The 19688-nt window shown below is 44.2% G+C and carries 16 protein-coding genes; 15 read left to right on the top strand and 1 reads right to left on the bottom strand.

Annotation, left to right across the window (positions count from 1 at the left end; genetic code table 11):
- The first annotated feature begins 152 nt into the window (after positions 1 to 152).
- From GPK88_RS07200 to GPK88_RS07185, 4 genes are read left to right on the top strand one after another with little or no spacing between them, the layout of a single operon-like run.
- The gene (locus GPK88_RS07200) at positions 153 to 1595 is read left to right on the top strand and encodes an efflux RND transporter periplasmic adaptor subunit (protein WP_215707644.1); all 1443 of its coding nucleotides are present in this window, start codon (positions 153 to 155) and stop codon (positions 1593 to 1595) included.
- Positions 1592 to 2263 carry an ABC transporter ATP-binding protein gene (locus GPK88_RS07195; RefSeq protein ID WP_173771393.1) on the top strand — a complete coding sequence of 224 codons (672 nt, stop codon included), beginning with the start codon at positions 1592 to 1594 and terminating at the stop codon, positions 2261 to 2263. The genes GPK88_RS07200 and GPK88_RS07195 overlap by 4 nt, the downstream gene beginning before the upstream one ends.
- A 4-nt stretch (positions 2264 to 2267) precedes the next feature.
- The gene (locus GPK88_RS07190) at positions 2268 to 4349 is read left to right on the top strand and encodes a hypothetical protein (RefSeq protein WP_173771391.1); all 2082 of its coding nucleotides are present in this window, start codon (positions 2268 to 2270) and stop codon (positions 4347 to 4349) included.
- 17 nt (positions 4350 to 4366) lie between these two features.
- Positions 4367 to 5629 (top strand): ABC transporter permease, encoded by a 1263-nt coding sequence (locus GPK88_RS07185; RefSeq protein WP_173771389.1) that lies wholly within the window; start codon positions 4367 to 4369, stop codon positions 5627 to 5629.
- 64 nt (positions 5630 to 5693) lie between these two features.
- Here the strand turns inward: GPK88_RS07185 and GPK88_RS19760 are convergent, their stop codons facing one another.
- On the bottom strand, positions 5694 to 5894 hold the full coding sequence (locus GPK88_RS19760; RefSeq protein ID WP_442860213.1) for a sensor histidine kinase: 201 nt from the start codon (positions 5892 to 5894) through the stop codon (positions 5694 to 5696).
- A 546-nt stretch (positions 5895 to 6440) separates the two neighbouring features.
- Here GPK88_RS19760 and ptsP point away from each other — a divergent pair.
- The 11 genes from ptsP to GPK88_RS07125 all read left to right on the top strand — a co-directional run bounded on the left by ptsP (position 6441) and on the right by GPK88_RS07125 (position 19525).
- Positions 6441 to 8057 (top strand): phosphoenolpyruvate--protein phosphotransferase, encoded by a 1617-nt coding sequence (gene ptsP, locus GPK88_RS07175; protein WP_148446493.1) that lies wholly within the window; start codon positions 6441 to 6443, stop codon positions 8055 to 8057.
- A 256-nt stretch (positions 8058 to 8313) separates the two neighbouring features.
- The gene (locus GPK88_RS07170) at positions 8314 to 9183 is read left to right on the top strand and encodes a DegV family protein (RefSeq protein ID WP_173762317.1); all 870 of its coding nucleotides are present in this window, start codon (positions 8314 to 8316) and stop codon (positions 9181 to 9183) included.
- Positions 9184 to 9222: 39 nt separating this feature from the next.
- Entirely contained in the window at positions 9223 to 10989 is a 1767-nt protein-coding gene (gene argS / locus GPK88_RS07165) for an arginine--tRNA ligase (protein WP_148446489.1), read from the top strand.
- 312 nt (positions 10990 to 11301) lie between these two features.
- A complete protein-coding gene (locus GPK88_RS07160) occupies positions 11302 to 12543 on the top strand; it encodes a protein kinase domain-containing protein (protein WP_173762316.1) in 1242 nt (413 codons plus the stop codon).
- The gene (locus GPK88_RS07155; protein ID WP_173771387.1) at positions 12521 to 13492 is read left to right on the top strand and encodes a hypothetical protein; all 972 of its coding nucleotides are present in this window, start codon (positions 12521 to 12523) and stop codon (positions 13490 to 13492) included. Before GPK88_RS07160 ends, GPK88_RS07155 begins: the two co-directional genes overlap by 23 nt.
- 45 nt (positions 13493 to 13537) lie before the next feature.
- Positions 13538 to 14185, top strand: a complete 648-nt coding sequence (locus GPK88_RS07150) for an HAD family hydrolase (protein WP_173771385.1) — start codon at positions 13538 to 13540, stop codon at positions 14183 to 14185.
- Between the two features lie 29 nt (positions 14186 to 14214).
- The gene (locus GPK88_RS07145) at positions 14215 to 15012 is read left to right on the top strand and encodes a CPBP family intramembrane glutamic endopeptidase (protein ID WP_243278898.1); all 798 of its coding nucleotides are present in this window, start codon (positions 14215 to 14217) and stop codon (positions 15010 to 15012) included.
- A 318-nt stretch (positions 15013 to 15330) separates the two neighbouring features.
- Complete coding sequence (locus GPK88_RS07140; RefSeq protein WP_173762315.1) at positions 15331 to 15705, top strand: GntR family transcriptional regulator; 375 nt, start codon at positions 15331 to 15333, stop codon at positions 15703 to 15705.
- Complete coding sequence (locus GPK88_RS07135) at positions 15698 to 16600, top strand: ABC transporter ATP-binding protein (RefSeq protein ID WP_215707643.1); 903 nt, start codon at positions 15698 to 15700, stop codon at positions 16598 to 16600. The genes GPK88_RS07140 and GPK88_RS07135 overlap by 8 nt, the downstream gene beginning before the upstream one ends.
- Positions 16575 to 18758: a DUF6449 domain-containing protein gene (locus tag GPK88_RS07130; RefSeq protein ID WP_148446479.1), complete on the top strand. Its 2184-nt coding sequence runs from the start codon at positions 16575 to 16577 to the stop codon at positions 18756 to 18758. Before GPK88_RS07135 ends, GPK88_RS07130 begins: the two co-directional genes overlap by 26 nt.
- Complete coding sequence (locus tag GPK88_RS07125; protein ID WP_173762313.1) at positions 18758 to 19525, top strand: pseudouridine synthase; 768 nt, start codon at positions 18758 to 18760, stop codon at positions 19523 to 19525. Before GPK88_RS07130 ends, GPK88_RS07125 begins: the two co-directional genes overlap by 1 nt.
- Positions 19526 to 19688 lie beyond the last annotated feature (163 nt).

The raw sequence follows: 19688 nt of genomic DNA, 5'->3' as shown, positions 1-19688 counted from the left end.
CCCTTAAAACTATACGATTTTTATAAAAAAACAGTGAAAAATTTGTGAAATTTGCATCGTTTTCCGCAAAGACTTTTCTTTTTCGGTTCAATCTGCTATGATATCTTAGGTAACTTGTAGTTTCCACATTATGCTGGGAAAAGGGGACAGATATGAAGAAACGTATTTTAATTGCCTTTGGGATTCTGATACTGGCAGCGGGGATTGGAGCTGGCGGCTGGTATTATTATACACACCATGCAGGATCCAAAAGTGGCAGTGATACTGTATATGTAACGAAGATAAGTAAGCTTTCAGAAATGGACTCCGGAGTGGAAAATCGCTACGCTGGTGTAGTGGAACCGCAGGAAACCGTTCAGGTAAAAATTGAAAGCGGACGGAAAGTAAAAGAAGTACAGGTAAAAACCGGTGAGGAAGTAAAAAAAGGCCAGCTTCTTTTTCAGTATGATCTGGGAAGCATCCAGCAGAGCCTTCAGGAAGCACAGCTGGCACTGGATCGGCTTAAAAATGAGGCTTTAAGTATTTCAGATCAGATTACAACTCTGGAAGCTGAGAAAAAGAAAGCTACAGCAGACAATCAGCTTTCTTATACAATAGAAATTGAAACTCAGAAAATGAATCTCAAGAAGAATGAATATGATCAGAAGAGTAAACAGGCGGAAATTGAAAAACTTTCCCAGGCCACACAGAATACAGAGGTTCGCAGTGAAATTGATGGTGTGATTCAGAAGATTGATACTTCGAAGATGGGCGGAGATGATTCAGATGGCGTAGATGATACGCTCACAGAAGGCTCCTCTGATTCTGGTGATTCCGGTTCCGGAGACAGTTCCAGTAATGCATTTATCACAATTTTAAGTACGGGAGCCTATCGTGTGAAAGGAACGGTAAATGAGGTGAACCGGGATTCTATCATAGAGGGAACGCCGGTAATTATCCGCTCCAGAGTTGACTCGTCCAAGACATGGAAAGGAACCATGGGTTCTGTGGATATGGATAATTCCGCAAGTAATAACAGTTCGGATATGGCAATGTTTGGAATGTCCAGTACCAGCGATGATCAGACTTCGTCCAGTACATATCCGTTCTATGTGAATCTGGATTCCTCTGACGGCCTGATGCTCGGACAGCATGTTTATATTGAGCTGGATGAAGGACAGGATGACAATAAAGTAGGTATCTGGCTGAATGATTATTTTATTGTGGATGCAGATACAGACAGTCCGTATGTGTGGATTGCAGATGCTGGAAATAAACTGGTGAAGAGGGATGTTGTGCTTGGACAGTATGACGAAAATCTTGCGGAATATGAAATTGCCGATGGACTTACTGAGAAAGATAAAATCGCATTTCCGACAGACGAACTGAAAGAAGGTATGTCTGCTGTGGAGGGAACTGCTGATCAGACAACATCTGCCATGTGGGATACTTCGGATGAAGAAGATTCTCTGGATGAAAGCGGAGAAGATTACAGTGATCTGGAAAGTGACGGAGCTGAGCCGGAGATGATTGAGGACAGCGATATGACAGATGTAACAGATGACATTTCTTCGGGAGATGATCTTGTCCCGATGGAAGGAGCGCCGACGGAATGATTTTGGATTTAAAGGGAATATATAAAGATTACCAGCAGGGGAAAATGACGGTTCCCGTATTAAAAGATGTTAATTTTTCCATGGAAGAGGGAGAATATGTGGCGATCATGGGACCATCCGGTTCCGGAAAAACCACTCTGATGAATATCATCGGATGTCTGGATAAGCCAACAAAAGGCTCGTTTCTTCTGAATGGGGAAGACATTGCGAAGTGTTCGGAAAATGAAATGTCAGATCTACGTCTGAAAACAATTGGATTTGTATTTCAGAGTTTTCATCTTCTTCCGAGACAGAGCGCACTGACCAATGTGGAACTGCCGCTGAATTATGCGAAAATTCCCAAAAAAGAGCGGAGAGAATGGGCGTTTAAAGCTCTGGAACGTGTGGGTCTTGCGGACAGGGTGAATTTTAAACCTAATCAGTTATCCGGTGGACAGATGCAGAGAGTTGCCATTGCAAGAGCAATTGTAAATAATCCGAAGCTTCTTCTTGCGGATGAACCGACCGGTGCTCTGGATACCAAATCCGGTGCACAGGTTATGGAACTTTTTCAGAAACTGAATGATGAGGGAGTTTCTGTACTGATGATCACGCATGATCCGGAAATTGCGGCACATGCCAAGAGAGTTGTCACAATTCGGGATGGAGAGCTGCAGGAAAAGAGGTGATAGCATGAAAGTGGTGAAAAGAGTTATTGTTGGCGTATTGGTTGTGGCACTGGCAGCCGGAGGAATTTACACAGGACTTGAGCATGTGAAAAAAAATAAGGTGACAGAAGTGCCGGTAACCAGCGTCAGCAACCTCCTGACGGACTGGTATTCGGAAACAACACTGGATGGAACCATCACCACAAATGTTTCTCAGAATATAAACATGGATAAAGATATGATCATTGAGAAAATTTATGTTTCTCAGGGAGACGATGTAAAAAAAGGAGACAATCTGATCTCTTTTGATATGACACTTGTGGAAATGGAGTTGAATATTGCAAAACTGAAACTCCAGAAACAGGAACAGGATCTTACAAAAGCACAGAATCGTCTCACAAGTCTTCAGAATGGCGGGCCTATTGAGGACAGTACAGACAGTACCGATGAACTGGACGCTTCCACAGGAGATACCGGCAGTGCCGGAGATGATGAAATGTCTTCGACAGATCCTTCTTCCAGCGGAAATGGAGATGAAGATATGCAGTCTACGACAGGATCAGCAGCAGAGAATAGAACTGGCAGTTATCTGGCGGCTGCGACTCAGCCATTGCTCCTCAGCGCTTTTACAGATGTAGAATCTGATTCTACAGAGGATATTTCCGGGCAGATAGAAGATGTTCAGGGAGAAGAGGTTCCGTCTGCCGGCAGTGCAGACCAGGAATCAGAAAGTACAGAATCCGGTTCTGACGGTTTGGGTGATGGGCTGATTATGGAGCCGTCTTATCAGGATCCGGAGGTAGATGACATTACAGACGGAGAAAATCCGACTGAAAATCCGGATGAACCTGCAATATCAGCTACCCCTACACCAACACCTACTTTGGAACCAGATGAACTTCCTGATCCCAATGGGAACGGAACAGAACAGGAAATTCCCGGAATTACAGACGGAGAACCGGAGTTTTATCAGAAACTGGATGATACATCACAGCCTTTTACAGGAACAGGAACAGAAGAGGATCCATATGTTTTTCTTGTAAGCAGTGCAAAAGGCAAGGTTACAGTTATGGGTTCGTTTTTTAACCGGATGGCAGGTTACAGTGCAGATGGAACCAGAGTAGTGCAGGAAGGTGGCAGCTGGTTTCAGCTGGAATTTCACGAAAATGATACCATTGCTGATTTTCAGGATAGAAAACTTTCCTGTACCGGCTATTATCTGATTGATGGAAGCCTTTTGGAAAACCCAGTTTATATGTATGCAGAGACAGAGTTTACGCTGGATGGAGCATCCACTTATGATGACACCACAGATGATGAAATTCCAGATGACGGCAGCGATGGAGACGACAGTACAGATAGCTCAACTATGTCAAGAGAGGATGCCATCAAGATCCAGAAGAACAAGATTGCAAGCCTGAAACTGGATATCGAGGAAAATAATCTGAATATCACCAAACTTGAAAATAAAGTAAAAAATAAGCTGGTAACGAGCAAGCTGGACGGAACCGTAGCTTATATCGGGGATGAGGCGACAGGTTCCTACAATGGAGATGCTTTTTTGAAAGTAAAAAGTAAAGATGGCTTCTATGTAACCGGAACAGTCAGTGAGCTGATGAGGGATCAGATGCAGGAAGGAGCACTTCTTCAGTGTACCAGTTATGACTCGGGAAGCTTTGAGGCAAAAGTGTTGAATGTATCGGATTATCCGGTAGAATCATCCAGTTATTTCTACTATGGCGGAGATTCCAACCCGAATGTATCTTATTATACTTTTAATGCAGAAATTACAGACCGGTCACTGCAGTTTACAGATCAGGATTATGTAACGGTATCACTGAAATCCAATAAACTAGCCAAGGGAAGTCTGGTTGTAATGAAAGCCTTTATCCGGACGGAAAATGGAAACAGTTATGTTTACAAAGATGTTAAGGGAACTCTGAAAAAGCAGCAGATTACCGTAGGAAGTATTGTAAACAGCGGATATTATGCAGTGGTAACCGGTGGACTGAAATCGGATGATCTTCTGGCATTTCCTTATGGCGATGCAGTTACGGAAGGTGCCAAAACAAAAGAAGTGACATTGGATGATATGTATAATCAATAACGGAGAGGAGAAATTTCATGCTTGAAAATATACGCCTGGCCTTTCAGGGAATATGGTCACATAAGATGAGATCCTTTCTGACCATGCTTGGTATTATTATTGGTATTGCATCTATTATTGCAATTGTATCTACGATTAAGGGAACCAGCGAACAGATTAAAGAAGATCTGATTGGTTCCGGAAATAATACGGTACAGGTATTGCTTTATGATGGAGACAGCACCTACGATATGGATTACGGATCGTACGGAAGTTCCGCTACTCCGCCGGTGATTTCCGATTCTCAGAAAACAGCGATTGCGGATCTGGATCATGTGATCAGTTCCACTTTTTATTACAGCAGTCAGTCTGCAAGTGTTTATTATAAGAACACAAGCTTTCAGGGTGGAACTGTGTACGGGATCGACAGCAGCTATCTGAAGACGATGGGATATCTGGTTCAGTCCGGACGGGGTTTTGTGCAGAAAGATTATGACAGCTACCGGAAGGTTGCCCTTGTGGATTCCAATGCCGCACAGAATATTTTCGGAAGCGAGAATCCTATAGGAAAAACCATTGAGGTGGGATCAGAGCCTTATATTATTGTAGGAGTGATTACTCAGAGCGAGGATAACATGCCGAAGATCAATACGCTTTCTGAATATGAGGAATATTCCCAGACAATTATGGGAAGCGTGATGATTCCGGATACTACCTGGCCTATTGTGTTCAAATTTGATCAGCCACAGAATGTAACTGTCCGTGCAGACAGTACGGATAATATGAGTTCTGTAGGAAAGGCTGCAGAGGATGTCTTAAATACAGGAATCCAGAATGAAAAAAGCAATTCCAATTTTAAATATAAAGCGGAAGATATCATGGAGAAAGTTAAAAATCTCCAGAAACTCAGTGAGAGTACCAATCAGCAGCTGATCTGGATTGCAAGTATTTCTCTTCTGGTTGGTGGCATCGGTGTTATGAATATTATGCTGGTATCTGTCACAGAACGTACCAGTGAGATTGGATTGAAAAAAGCCATCGGGGCAAGGAAAAAAGTCATTCTGGGACAGTTTTTGACAGAGGCTTCGGTGCTGACCAGTATCGGAGGAATTATAGGAGTAGTTCTTGGAATTATACTGTCAAAGGTGGTGGCCCAGGTGTCCGGGGCACCGACGGCTATCAGTATTCCGGCTATTATCGGCTCAGTAGTATTTTCCATGCTGATCGGCCTGATCTTCGGACTTCTTCCATCTGTGAAAGCTGCCAATTTGAATCCTATTGATGCCCTTCGCAGTGAATAATACAGAGAATTAAAAATACAGCACATGCATAAAAAAATCTTTTTTGATTGCATGTGCTGTATTTTTATGCTGGAAAACTTATGGGAAGAACAATGGTAAATGTTGCGCCGCCGCCAGGAGTTTCGGAAACCGCAATAGTTCCGCCATGAAGAGAAACAATCTCCCGGGCGATGGAAAGTCCAAGGCCAAAATGTTGTTTATCTTTTCTGGAAGAATCCATTCGGTAGAAACGGCGAAAAACATCTTCTCTGGAAGTTTTCGGAATGCCTGGACCATTATCGGAAACAGAAAAGCAGAGCTTGCCGTCTGCCTGCTTGCCGGATTGTGTTTTCTGTATGGATTAAGGGAATTTATATCTATACCCGGGGAAAATTCTCTTTCCGTTTTTCTGGAAGGAAGTTATCCGGATCAGGATCGGGCAGAAGAAATTTTAAAAACAGTCCGGAAACAGGAAAATAAGACAGATATCTGTTTTTACTGGGACGGAGGATTTATGAAGGCAGAGGAACTTTTTGGAACTGAAAATGCCGCTGGAAAGAATCCCTTTTTCTGATAAGACTCCGGAAAAAAGATACAGTGGTATCTGATATTTCCGAAGACAGCCATCCAGGCAGAACGGATACAAGGCATTTTTCGCGGAACGGCAGCGTTTGTTTTGTCACTTTTGCTGTATATATGGCAAAAAAAGAAAGCATAAATAGAATTTTTACAGGTTTTTTAAAGATCACGAAAAAAGCATGGCAGAATCTTCGGATTGTGTGTTATAATACCTCATAAGTGGGCAAATATAAAAACAGAAGGAGATAATTTCATGAAGGTTTTGGAAGGTAAATCTGTATTTTCCGGTATTGCGATCGGTAAGATCTCAATTCTTCAGAAAGTTGACACCAGTGTAAAACGTGTTCACGTGGAGGATCCGGAAGAAGAGGTAAAGCGTGTGGAGGCAGCCAAGGAGCAGGCTGTGGCACAGCTTCAGAAGCTTTATGACAAGGCTCTTCAGGAAGTTGGAGAGTCCGGAGCGGCAATCTTTGAAGTTCATCAGATGATGCTTGATGATGATGACTATCTGGATTCCATCCACAACATTATCCGTACAGAGTCTGTAAACGCAGAATATGCGGTTGCAACAACTGGCGACAACTTCTCATCTATGTTCGCACAGATGGACGACGATTACATGAAGGCAAGAGCTGCTGATGTGAAGGATATTTCCGACCGTCTGGTACGTGTACTTTCCGGTCACGGTGACGGAAATCTTGAGGCATCGGAACCGGTGATTGTAGTTGCGGAAGATCTTGCACCAAGTGAGACCGTGCAGATGGACAAGAGCAAGGTACTTGCATTTGTTACAAGAAAAGGTTCTTCCAACTCACATACCGCGATCCTTGCAAGAACTATGAACATTCCGGCACTGATCAATATCGAATACGACGAGTCCATGGACGGAAAAATGGCAGTCGTAGACGGAAAGAGCGGAAATCTGATCGTTGATCCGGATGCGGAGACCCTTAAGAAATACGAAGACCTGCGTGCAGATGAACTTGCACAGCGTGCAATGCTCAAGGAACTGAAAGGAAAAGAAACTGTTACCAAGAGCGGACGGAAACTCCACCTTTACGCAAACATCGGAAGTACCGGTGATGTTGCCAATGTACTTGCCAATGATGCAGAGGGTATCGGACTTTTCAGAAGTGAGTTTGTATATCTGGAAAAAGAAGATTACCCTACAGAGGAAGAGCAGTTCCAGGTTTATAAGACTGTAGCACAGAACATGGCCGGCAAAAAAGTCATTATCCGTACTCTGGATATCGGAGCAGACAAGCAGATCGATTATTTCAACATGGCACACGAGGAGAATCCTGCAATGGGATATCGTGCGATCCGTATCTGTCTGGACCGCCCGGAAGTATTCAAGACACAGCTTCGTGCACTTTTCCGCGCAAGCATGTTCGGAAATATTTCCATTATGTATCCGATGATCATCTCCGTAACAGAAGTAAAACAGATCAAGGCCATCGTAGCTGAGGTGAAAGCAGAGCTTACCGAGCAGGGCATTCCGTTCCGCGATGATGTGGAGCAGGGTATCATGATCGAGACTCCGGCTGCTGTTATGATCAGTGACCTTCTTGCAAAAGAAGTTGACTTCTTCAGTATCGGAACCAACGACCTCACCCAGTACACATTGGCGATCGACCGTCAGAACGCGAAACTGGATAACATTTATGATTCTCATCATGAGGCAGTTCTCCGTATGATCCAGATGGTTGTGGACAATGCACACAAAGAAGGCATCTGGGCTGGAATCTGTGGTGAGCTTGGTGCGGATACCACTCTTACTGAGAGATTTGTGGAAATGGGACTGGACGAGCTTTCTGTATCTCCGACCTTTGTGCTTCCGGTCAGAAAGATCGTAAGAGAAATGGAATAAGACACAGATCATAAATGGATAAAGATATTTTCCATAAATAATGTGACAGCTGCTGTACATCAAAATCTGTATGGCAGCTGTTTTTTACGGAATATTTATGGAAAATACTCATGGAAAATTTCCAATTGTGATATAGAAAAAAATATGATACACTACAATTATGGCTTTTTTAGGGCGGTTTAAAGAATTAGTCCATCAGGGGCTGATGTATTAATTCTTTAGACCGCCGAGATAACAAACCAGGAGGGAATAGATAATGGGCAAAATCGCCATTGTAACAGACAGCAACAGTGGTATCACACAGGCCCAGGCCGAAGAGCTTGGCGTTTATGTGATTCCGATGCCGTTTTATATTAATGAAAAAATGTACCTTGAAGGTGTAACTCTCACACAGGAAGAGTTTTATGAGAAGCTTAAAAAGGATGAAACGATTTCTACATCTCAGCCGAGTCCGGCAGATCTTTGTGATCTGTGGGATAAGCTTCTGAGAGATTATGAAGAGATCGTTCACATCCCAATGTCAAGCGGACTGAGCGCATCCTGTTCTACCGCAATGGGACTTGCCATTGACTATAACGGCCGTGTTCAGGTAGTAGATAATCAGAGGATTTCCGTAACACAGAGACAGTCCGTAATGGATGCAAAGATGCTCGCAGAGGCAGGAAAAAGCGCAGCAGAGATCAAGAAGATCCTTACAGACCAGAAATTTGATTCCAGTATCTATATCACACTGGATACCCTGAAATATCTGAAAAAGGGCGGAAGGATCACACCGGCGGCAGCAGCTATCGGAACAGTTCTGAACCTGAAACCGGTACTGCAGATCCAGGGAGAGAAACTGGATGCCTATGCCAAGGTTCGTGGCAAGAAGCAGGCCAAACGTGCCATGCTGAAAGCCATGAAGAATGACTGGGAGACACGTTTTAAGGAATATGTATCCAATGGTGAGATGTGTCTGCAGGCTGCTTATACAGGTAATCTGGAAGAAGCAGAAGAATTTAAAAAAGAGATCCAGGAAGTATTCCCGGGAGTGGAGATACATATGGATCCCCTTTCCTTAAGTGTTGCCTGCCATATCGGTTACGGTGCCCTTGCAGTTGCATGCTCAAGAAAAGTGACATTATAAGCATAAAATACAGAAACAAAGATATGAGGAGTTTGAAACATGAAGAAGATTATGGAACAGATGGCGGAAGAACTTTCCGCAGCATTTGAAAAAGCAGGTTACGATCCGTCCTACGGTAAAGTTACTGTTTCCAACAGACCGGACTTATGCGAATATCAGTGTAACGGTGCCATGGCTGGAGCCAAAACATACCACAAGGCTCCGTTTATGATTGCGGATGATGTGGTAGCGCAGCTCTCAGACAGCCAGATCTTTTCCAGAGCAGAAGTTGTAAAGCCTGGATTTATCAACCTGGATGTGAAGACGGAATTCGTTGCGGAATATATGAATAAGATGGCAGAAGATGAGAAGCTTTCCGTTGAAACTGCCAAGAACCCGAAGACGATCATCATCGACTACGGCGGACCAAACGTTGCCAAACCCCTTCACGTAGGACATCTCCGTTCTGCGATCATCGGCGAGAGCATCAAGCGTATCGGACGTTTTGTAGGACACAAGGTGATCGGCGATGTGCATCTTGGAGACTGGGGCCTTCAGATGGGACTGATCATCACAGAGCTGAAACACCGGAAACCGGAGCTGGTATATTTTGATGACAGCTTTACCGGGGAATATCCCACAGAAGCACCGTTTACCATCAGCGAACTGGAAGAGATCTATCCATGTGCCAGCGGCAAGTCCAAAGAGGACGAGGCTTACCGCAATGAAGCACTGGAGGCAACCCATCTTCTTCAGCAGGGCAAACCTGGATACATGGCTCTCTGGAATCACATTATGAACGTATCTGTAACAGACCTTAAGAGAAATTATGCAAATCTGAACGTAGAATTTGACCTCTGGAAAAAAGAATCCGACGCGCAGCCGTACATTCCGGATATGGTAGAGGATATGAAGAAACGTGGGTTCGCCTATGAGGATCAGGGAGCTCTTGTTGTAGATGTAAAAGAAGAGAGCGATACCAAGGAGATCCCTCCGTGCATGCTTCTGAAATCTGACGGAGCTTCCCTGTATACAACCACAGACCTTGCTACGATCGTAGAGCGTATGAAGCTCTTCCAGCCGGATGAGATCCTTTACGTTGTTGATAAGCGTCAGGAACTTCACTTTATCCAGGTATTCCGCTGTGCAAGAAAGACCGGTCTTGTAAATCCGGAGACCAAACTTTCCTTCCTTGGTTTCGGTACCATGAACGGAAAAGACGGTAAACCGTTTAAGACAAGAGAAGGCGGTGTTATGCGTCTGGAGAACCTGATCGCAGATATTGATGAAGAAATGTACCGCAAGATCGTGGAGAACCGCAGCGTAAAAGATAAAGATGCCAAGGATACTGCCAAGATCGTAGGACTTTCCGCAATCAAATACGGAGATCTTTCCAACCAGGCAACTAAGGATTATATCTTTGATGTTGACCGATTTACTTCCTTTGAGGGAAATACAGGCCCGTACATCCTTTATACCATCGTACGTATCAAATCCATCCTGAACCGTTATGTACAGGAGGGTGGAGATTTAAGCGCGGGCAAGATCCTTCCGGCAGTCAATGACAGCGAGAAGAACCTGATGCTCCAGCTTTCCGGCTTTGCGGCAATGGTTGAGAATGCCTTTGAAGAAAAAGCACCACATAAGATCTGTGCATATATTTACGAGGTATCCAATGCATTTAACAGCTTTTACCATGAGACAAAGATCTTAAGCGAAGAGGATCAGGCACAGAAGGAATCTTTCCTTCAGCTTCTCCAGCTTACAAGAAGAGTGCTTGAGACAAGCATCGACCTTCTTGGATTCTCTGCACCAGACCGTATGTAAGGTACAGCTTTAAAGATTAAGGTATAAGCATCATAAATAATGACAACTCGCCAGGATACAGGGACAGGAAGAAATTTTTTGTCAGCGGTATCCGGCGGGTTGTTTTTTTACTCTGTTTTTATTGGGCAAAAGCTCTTTGCAAAAGGAATGTGACATGCTATAATAAAATCCATCTTGAACGAATATGGATCTTATATATTTGTTTGCAGTTATTTATCTGATTCTATTTTTTCTGAAACCGGAATTCACCGGATGATCCCAAACAAATAAGAAATATAATTACAAATAGTATCTGGCAGAAATGAGAGGAAGGTGATCTGTCTGATTGGAACTGTCCTGAAAGAACGTTATTGCGTTATAGAACGGATTGGACATGGCGGAGGCGGAAGCCTGTATCTGGCGAAAGATATGGAACTTGGCATTTTTCGTGCTGTGAAGGAAATCCCCCTCGCAAAGAAAAAAGAAGCCATGCTGATGCAACGCCTGGAACATCCTGCGATCCCAAAGATTGTGGATTATATGGAAACAGAAGAATATTGCTATCTGATCATGGAATATATCAAAGGTCAGTCACTGGAAGAACTTCTTTGTTCAGGAAAAATTTTTTCCATACAGGAAACGCTTATAAGGGGAAAAGAGATTGCCAGAGTACTGGGTTATCTCCACAGCCGGAAACCGCCGGTCTGCTATGGAGATCTGAAACCGGATAATCTGATGATCTCTGAAACCGGACATCTGTATTTGGTCGATCTGGGAAGTGCCATGTCTGATCGTGGAAAAAGAAAACAGATCTGTGAAGGAACGAAAGGCTATGCGGCACCGGAGCAATATCAGGGTTACTTAAGTCCGAGGAGCGATATTTATGCCCTGGGGAAAACCATGGAAAAACTTTGCGGAAAAAAGAAATGGCAGTGCTTTTTATATCCGGAATTTTTCTGGTTTCTGTTTCGATGTACCAGAAAACAGGAAAAATACAGATATTCGGATATGTCATCAGTTCAGAAAAGGATCCGGAAACTGGAAAACCGATATCAGACAGTTACCTGGCGAAAACGTTTTCTGGAAGTGGTTGCCGCCGGGGTTCTGATAGGAGTATTATTTTTGACAGCGGGATTACTGAAACAGGAAGCGTTTTCTGTGGCGCTCTCAGAAGTAACAGACCTGTATTACGAAGCCAGACAGTATCCGGAAGACTCTAGGAGCCGGAAAAGGTACTGCATAACAGCGGAAAAGAAACTACAGAACTTAAACAGAAATTACAGGGAAAAAGAACAGCAGCGCCGTATTGAGCTGTTGCTGGCATGGAATGCGGAGCTTTTGCAGGAACCGGAGAAAGCGGCTTTGTATTATGAAAATATTCTTCTGTATGATGAGGAATATCCTGTGGCCTACGGAGAGTATGGAATGTTTTTACTTCGGATCGGTCAGAAAGAAGCCAGCAGAAAACTGTGGGAAGATTATAAAAAGAAAGAAAAAGCAGAGCTGTTGGAGAAAGGTGAAAGCAGGAATCTGAAACTTTGGGAGGAGATCAATGAGAAAAAGACGAAAGAATGAACGGCAAAAATGCTGCTCGGCTGCATTAGCTCTGTTGATCTTATGCAGCTGGATGGTCAGCTCTATCATCGTTTATGGATTTGATATGTCAGGGATGGATAGTTTTGATACCGGTGGATTTGATATGAATGTGGGAGAAGGAGCCGGGCAGCTGCCGGAAGACTGGGAAGGAAGTTATGGAGGAACAGAAAATGATAACAGTAACCGGGATACTGAAAAAACGGGAGAAGATCCAAATACCGGGACAGTGACAGAAAATGAACAGGAGGATTCTTACCAATGGAACCCGGATTTCCAGGCAGAAGAAGTATATTCTCCGGAAGAAAAATCCATGGAAAACGAAAATACTGCATCAGAAAATTCCGGTGGTAACGGAGAAAGATATGAATTTCAGGAACCGGATATCCAGGAAAATGAAAATCCGGGGACAACCATTGAGGAGGAAGCAAATACAGTTAACACACCGGCAGAAGGACTTACGGAAACGTCGGCACCAACAAAAACACCAATGCCAACAAAACCACCGGTTCCCACACAGACATCGTCAGCAATTCTATCTGCGACGCCGGTTCCAAAATCAGTTCGTAAATCAATTCAAAAGCCAACAGCAGGCGCATCAAGGAAAAAGAAAGACCAGAATCCGGCATTATCCTACTACCAGACAGAACCAGCAGAAACGCCGGATAAGAAAGCGGAAAAAGAACAAACACCGACGATCCATGCAGAAATAGACGGTAACAGGGTTCAGATAGAGATCAGACCGGATATTCCCTTCCAGATTCTTTCATTTCGTATCAACGGAAAAGAATGTGATTTTTACTGGTATGGGAAAAAACTCCTGGCGAAATTGCCGGAAAAAACCAGAAAGCCCTGGAAAGCAGAACTTCTTGGTTTTGTGAAATCCGGGAAGCTGTACCATGAAAGCATGGACTTAACAGAAAAACAGTGATACAATAGGCATACTTACTGATTTTTTGCACAACAGGAGGAATTTATGTATAAAGCAATCTTTTTTGACCTGGACGGAACACTGACAGAATCCGGAGAGGGAATTACGAAATCTGTACAGTATGCACTGGAGAAACTTGGAGTTTCAGCATCGGATCTGGAGCCGCTGAAAGTTTTTGTAGGACCGCCGCTTCTGGATCAGTTTATGAAATATGCAGGATTTGATAAAGAGACAGCACAGAAGGGAATCGAATATTACAGAGAACGGTATTCAGAAAAAGGAATGTATGAGAACACCGTTTATCCGGGTGTGGAAAATGCCCTGGCGAAGCTGAAACGTCGTGGCTACCGGCTGGCTGTGGCGTCTGCGAAACCTACTTTTTACGTGACACAGATCATGGATCATTTTAATCTGAGCCGTTATTTTGAGGTGATCGCAGGAACGGACCTCAACGGTCCGAAAGTTTCCAAATCCCAGGTGATCGAGGAAGCGCTGGAAAGAATGAGCCTTTCCGATCATCGTGACCAGGTGATCATGGTGGGAGATCGGGAGCATGACATTCTTGGCGCCAGACGATGCGGGATCCAGTGTGTGGCTGTATCTTACGGATATGGCAGCAGAGAAGAGCTGGAGGCGGCACAGCCCCTTCAGATCGTAGCTTCCGCAGATGAACTTCTGAATTTTTTCGACTGACCCCTCTGCACAGACAGAACATTTTTCAAATGGTGTGGAGGGAACTTTATCCGGTAGGAATCCATTATCTGATCGGACAGATCCTTGGAAGTGCCGTGCTTCTCTGGCTGGTGAATCATGTCAGCAATGCACAGGAATCTTATTACAGTTATACTCTGGTAATCACAGGACTTACGGGAGTGCTGGTTATGTTTCCGGCAGTATATTTTTACCGGAAAGACTGTATAGGAAGGCTGATCGGTGGTTTAACTTCCATTGAAGAGCAGAGGCTTTCTGTCCCGGAAATGCTGCTTCTTCTTGCGGCAGGAGCCGGATTTGCCCAGTATGCCAATGTGCTGGTGGCGATCTTGCAGAACTGGATCTCATCCAGCTATGGAGAGACTATGACGAAGATCACTTCAGGGAAAAGTCTTTTTATGATGATTTTCTGGATGGGAATCGTAGCACCAATTGCGGAAGAAATGATCTTTCGCTGGCTGGTCTATCTGAGACTTCGGGATCATTTTTCCGTACTGGTTTCTGCTGTGATCTCCGCTGCATTTTTTGGAATCTACCATGGAAATGTCCTGCAAGCTGTATATGCGTTTATCCTGGGAGGACTTTTTGCGTGGTTCCTGGAGATGGGCGGCAATAAGTGGACCAGTGTGCTGATGCATATCGGAGCCAATACCTGGATACTTATTTTCAGCGAATATGCTCAGACCCTGGTAGAAAAAACAGGAGCAGGAAGTCTTCTGATAATCTATGGTGTCTTTGCAGTGGTGATGATCGGAGGATACCAGTATTTTGCACGCCGGGGAGAAAAGAGAGGTTACCGGGCTGTTTAACTGTTAACCGGATGTAGATTGTAGATGTTCGATAGCTGTCTGTCCCTGGATCGGGCGGAATGAAAGATGAAATGTAAATAATTGTTTTTTACAGAGGATCTGTAGTGGGATCACAACATAGTGATACCATTGCAGGTTCTTTTTTTATAAAAAAGTATACGGGAATACTTCTGACGGGTGGGAAATTTATACAGATTTTATATTTATTTAAGAAACCATTTCTTGTACATGTTTCTATCCCGTGCTATCATAAGTGTATTAAAAGAATTAATACACTTAATACACTTAATACACGGATTACAGAGAAAGGAGCGTCGTATGTTATTCTTGGACTATCAGGACAGGCGTCCCATCTACGAACAGATTGTAGAAAAATTCCGGATGCTGATCCTGTCAGGAGCTGTGGAGCCATCTTCCAAGATGCCGTCTGTGCGACAGTTGGCCGTGGAATTATCCATCAATCCCAATACCATCCAACGGGCATATATGGAACTGGAGCAGCAGGGGCTGATCTGCCCGGTGAAGGGAAAAGGCAGTTTTGTTACAGACAGCAGCAGGATCAGGCAGATTGGTATGGAAGAAACCTTAAGCGAGCTGAAAGAGATCGCAGAAAAGGGAATGGCTCTGGGAGTAGGGGAGGAAGAAATGATCGGTGTGATCCGCTCATGCTATAAGGAGGGAAACAATGATTGAAATAAAAAACTGCAGCAAAGCTTTTGGCAAGATACAGGCAGTAAATAAGGTAACCATGGATATCGGGGAATGGGAGGTTTTTGGACTGATCGGTTCCAACGGTGCGGGAAAAAGTACTCTGCTCCGTATCATGGCCGGGATCATCCGTCAGGACAGAGGAGAAGTGCTGATGGATGAAGAAACGGTTTTTGAAAATGAACGGATCAAAGAGCATTTTTTCTACATCCCTGATGATGCATATATTCCGGCAAACTACAATGCTCTGGACATGGCAGAATTTTACCGGTGTATTTATCCGGGATTTCAGCAGGCACGTTTTGAGACAATGATGAAGCAGTTTCATCTGGATGGAAAACGAAAAATCAACACTTTTTCCAAAGGAATGAAGAAACAGCTTCTGGTGATCCTGGGAATCAGTACAGGAACGAAATATCTGTTCTGTGATGAAACCTTTGACGGTCTGGACCCGGTAATGCGCCAGGCAGTAAAAAGCATTTTTGCATCGGAGATCATGAGTCGTGAATTTACGCCGGTGATCGCTTCCCACAATCTCCGTGAGCTGGAAGATATCTGCGATCACATCGGGCTTCTTCATCAGGGAGGAATTCTCCTTTCCAGAGATCTGGAGGATATGAAATTCCACATCCATAAGATCCAGTGTGTACTTACTGACAAAAAGAAAGAAGAAGAATTAAAGAAAGAGCTGGATGTTTTGAAAACAGAGCATCAGGGCTCCCTGCTGCTTATTACTGCAAGGGGAACAAGAAGAGAGATCATGGAGAAGATACAGGCAAAAAATCCTCTTTTCTGTGAAGTGCTCCCACTGACTCTGGAAGAAATATTTATCAGCGAAACGGAGGTGGCAGGCTATGAAGTCAAAAATTTATTCCAGTGAATATATGAAATCTTCTTCTAAAGGACAAAGGTGGATCCCGGCATTTGCCATGATTGCATTTCTCCTGGCATTTCCGGTAGCGGAACTTATGTTGATGGGAAAATGGAATGAGCGCAGTTATACTCAAAGTCAGCTTTCCTATCTGTATTCCAGCCTGTGGAGCAGTGACTTTCTCACAATGGGAGCAGTTGTGGCTGCGGTAACAGCATTTTTTGCAGCAGTAAGCGGCTTCTGGTATCTGTATTCCCCGAGAAAAGTGGATTTCTATCACAGCCTTCCGGTAAAGCGAAGTGCACTGTTTCTGCACAGAGTATTCCTGGCTGTTCTTTATTATCTGGTACCATATGTGATCATGGAATTTGCTGCGGTATGCATCGGGGCAGCCAGAGGATATTACAGCCTTTCCATCATGAAAAAGGCGCTGATACTGCTGGTGATCCATCTCCTGATGTATCTGCTGGTATATTTCTCCACAGCGCTGGTGATCGCCTGCACCGGTACCATGCTGATGGGAGCACTTGCATGGGCAGGGCTGTTTACCTACAGTATCATTCTGGCAGCGATGCTGCAGATAAGCGGACATTTATTCTTTGATACCTGGTACGAAGGCAGTTACGGGATCCTGGCAGCAGTGCGGGACCTGGGCTCTCCCCTTATGGTGATCGTAAGCTTTATGGATAAATACAGCAGCGGGAACTATGGAAAACAGTTATTGATACTGATCTTTGTGCTGCTGCTTATGGCAGTATTATCCTGGATGGCATTTTGCAGGCGAAAATCAGAGAATACCGGAAAAGCACTGGTATATACCTGGATGGAACCGGTCTTAAGTGCTCTGATCACAATACCATCCGGACTGGGTATTGGTCTGATCTTTTATATGATCCCGGAAGATTCATCCAAAACAGCATGGTGGATCTTCGGAATGATACTGGGAACGATCCTGGTCCATGGAGTTCTGGAAGTGATCTACGAAATGGATTTTCGCAGATTTTTCCGCAGAAAAGTGCAGCTTATGATCTTTGGAGGTGTTGTGGCGATCTGTGCGCTGACCATGAAAATAGATCTTCTGGGATATGACAGATATTTTCCGGCTTATGACAATCTTCAGGGAGTTGTGGTAAATGTATGCAATCTCTCATATACTGAGCAGCTTTGCAATGTGGAAAAAAAAGAAAATGGAATCTATAAGATCCGGTATACTGCTACCTCAGACAATAGTTCCGGTCTGCTGGATCAGCCGGTGATGAAAAGTAAAGCATTGTATAACAGTCTGAAGGATATCAGGCTTCAGAATGAAAAAGGAAAAAAATCAGGAAGGCGCATGTATGTGCGTTACATAAATAAACAAGGATTCAGTGTATGCAGAAGCTATAGTGTATCTTCTGCACAGGCGCAGAATCTTATGGAAGCCTTGTATGACGAGCAGACATGGAAAGAAGACAGATATTCATTTTTCCAGCTGGACAAACAGTATCTGAAAGAGGTCACCGGTATTTTCTGTGACGGAGATATTCATTCCTTATTTGAGAAAAATGCAGAGAAGCGTCAGGCACTGGCAGAGGCGCTGAGAAAGGACATTTTGGAAAACGGCGGTCAGACAGTAAAAGACCAGCCATGTGCAATGCTGATGTTCGATTATGCGGGAATTCCGTCAGAAGGATACATGGATGAATGGGGAATGAATGTACCGGCTGTTCAGGAAGGAGAGAGGGTGTCTACCTCCGTTCTGGTGTATCCGGCATATAAGAGAACACTTGCAATTTTGGAAGAAACAGGATATCCTCTTTCCATGGATGAGCTGTCTGTTGAGTATATTGATGTTTATTACTTCAGCTCCGAAGCTGCCGGCGAAGATGATGAAGCTTTTTCCGACACTGAGCCCCTTTCGGATCTTGAAGAAACAGAGAACGGTTATAAAGTCCGTTACGATAAAAAGGAACAGCTGGAAGCTCTGAAAAAATGTATCCGTCCATCACAGCTGGTAAACGGATGGACTATCTGGAATGCAGATGTCACAATGGAAGTGGTTCTGGAAGGACAGGAGAGCACCGGCGGGGATTCCGGACTTTATATGACATTTGCCGGTGAGATCCCGGATTTTATCAGAGCAGATGCAAAGGCAGCCCATGTAACAGAATGGGAGGTAAATGATTAATGGAAAAACCAGTCCGGCTGGATAAATTTCTGGCAGATGCCGGCGCAGGTACAAGAAGCGAGGTAAAAAAATACATACAGAAGGGTCAGGTGCAGGTCAATGGAAAAACTGCGAAAAAACCGGAGCTGAAAGTATCGGAAGAAGATCAGGTGGTTATGAACGGGCAGGAGATCCATGCTGCACCGGAATATGTATACTATCTTTTTAACAAGCCGGCAGGCTGTGTCAGCGCAACGGAGGACTCCAGAGATAAAACGGTTCTCGACTATATTGAAGAAAAAGACAGAAGAAAGGGACTTTTTCCGGTAGGGCGTCTGGATAAAGATACAGAAGGATTCCTTCTGATCACAGACGACGGTCCTCTTGCACATGAGCTTCTTTCTCCGAAAAAGCATGTGGATAAAACCTATTATGCAAAAGTATCCGGGAAAGTAACAGAAGAAGACGTTGCGAGGCTTGCAGAAGGCGTGGATATCGGGGAAAAGGATCTCACACGTCCGGCAAGGATGGAGATCCTTTCCACCTGGGAGTCCGGTACAGAATCTGCAGAAGCCGGTAAGAACTGGGAATCTGAGATCCGACTTACCATCCACGAGGGAAAATTCCATCAGGTAAAACGGATGATGGAGGCACTGGGAAAAAAAGTAACTTATCTGAAAAGACTATCCATGGGACCGCTGGCGCTTCCTTCAGATCTTCCGACAGGAAAATATCGTCCGCTCACCGAAAAAGAGCTGGAGCTTCTGAAATCTGCCGGAAACCGCTGAAAAACAGAAAAAAATTGGAAAAATCCCCTTTACATAAGGGGATTTTCTATGCTATAATTCAGAAGTTGCAAAAATAAGCACGCACGGCGATTCTATAAGGATGGTGCCCTACGGTGTGAGGATGGGTCCAGAGGGAAGGCGACCTGTGCGGAAGAATTTAACC

The sequence above is a fragment of the Blautia sp. MCC269 genome, assembly GCF_018785655.1.
In the GTDB taxonomy this organism is placed as follows: Bacteria; Bacillota; Clostridia; order Lachnospirales; family Lachnospiraceae; genus Blautia_A.
Note: the sequence above shows the minus strand (reverse complement) of the source record. Positions and strands in the feature narration are given on the sequence as shown.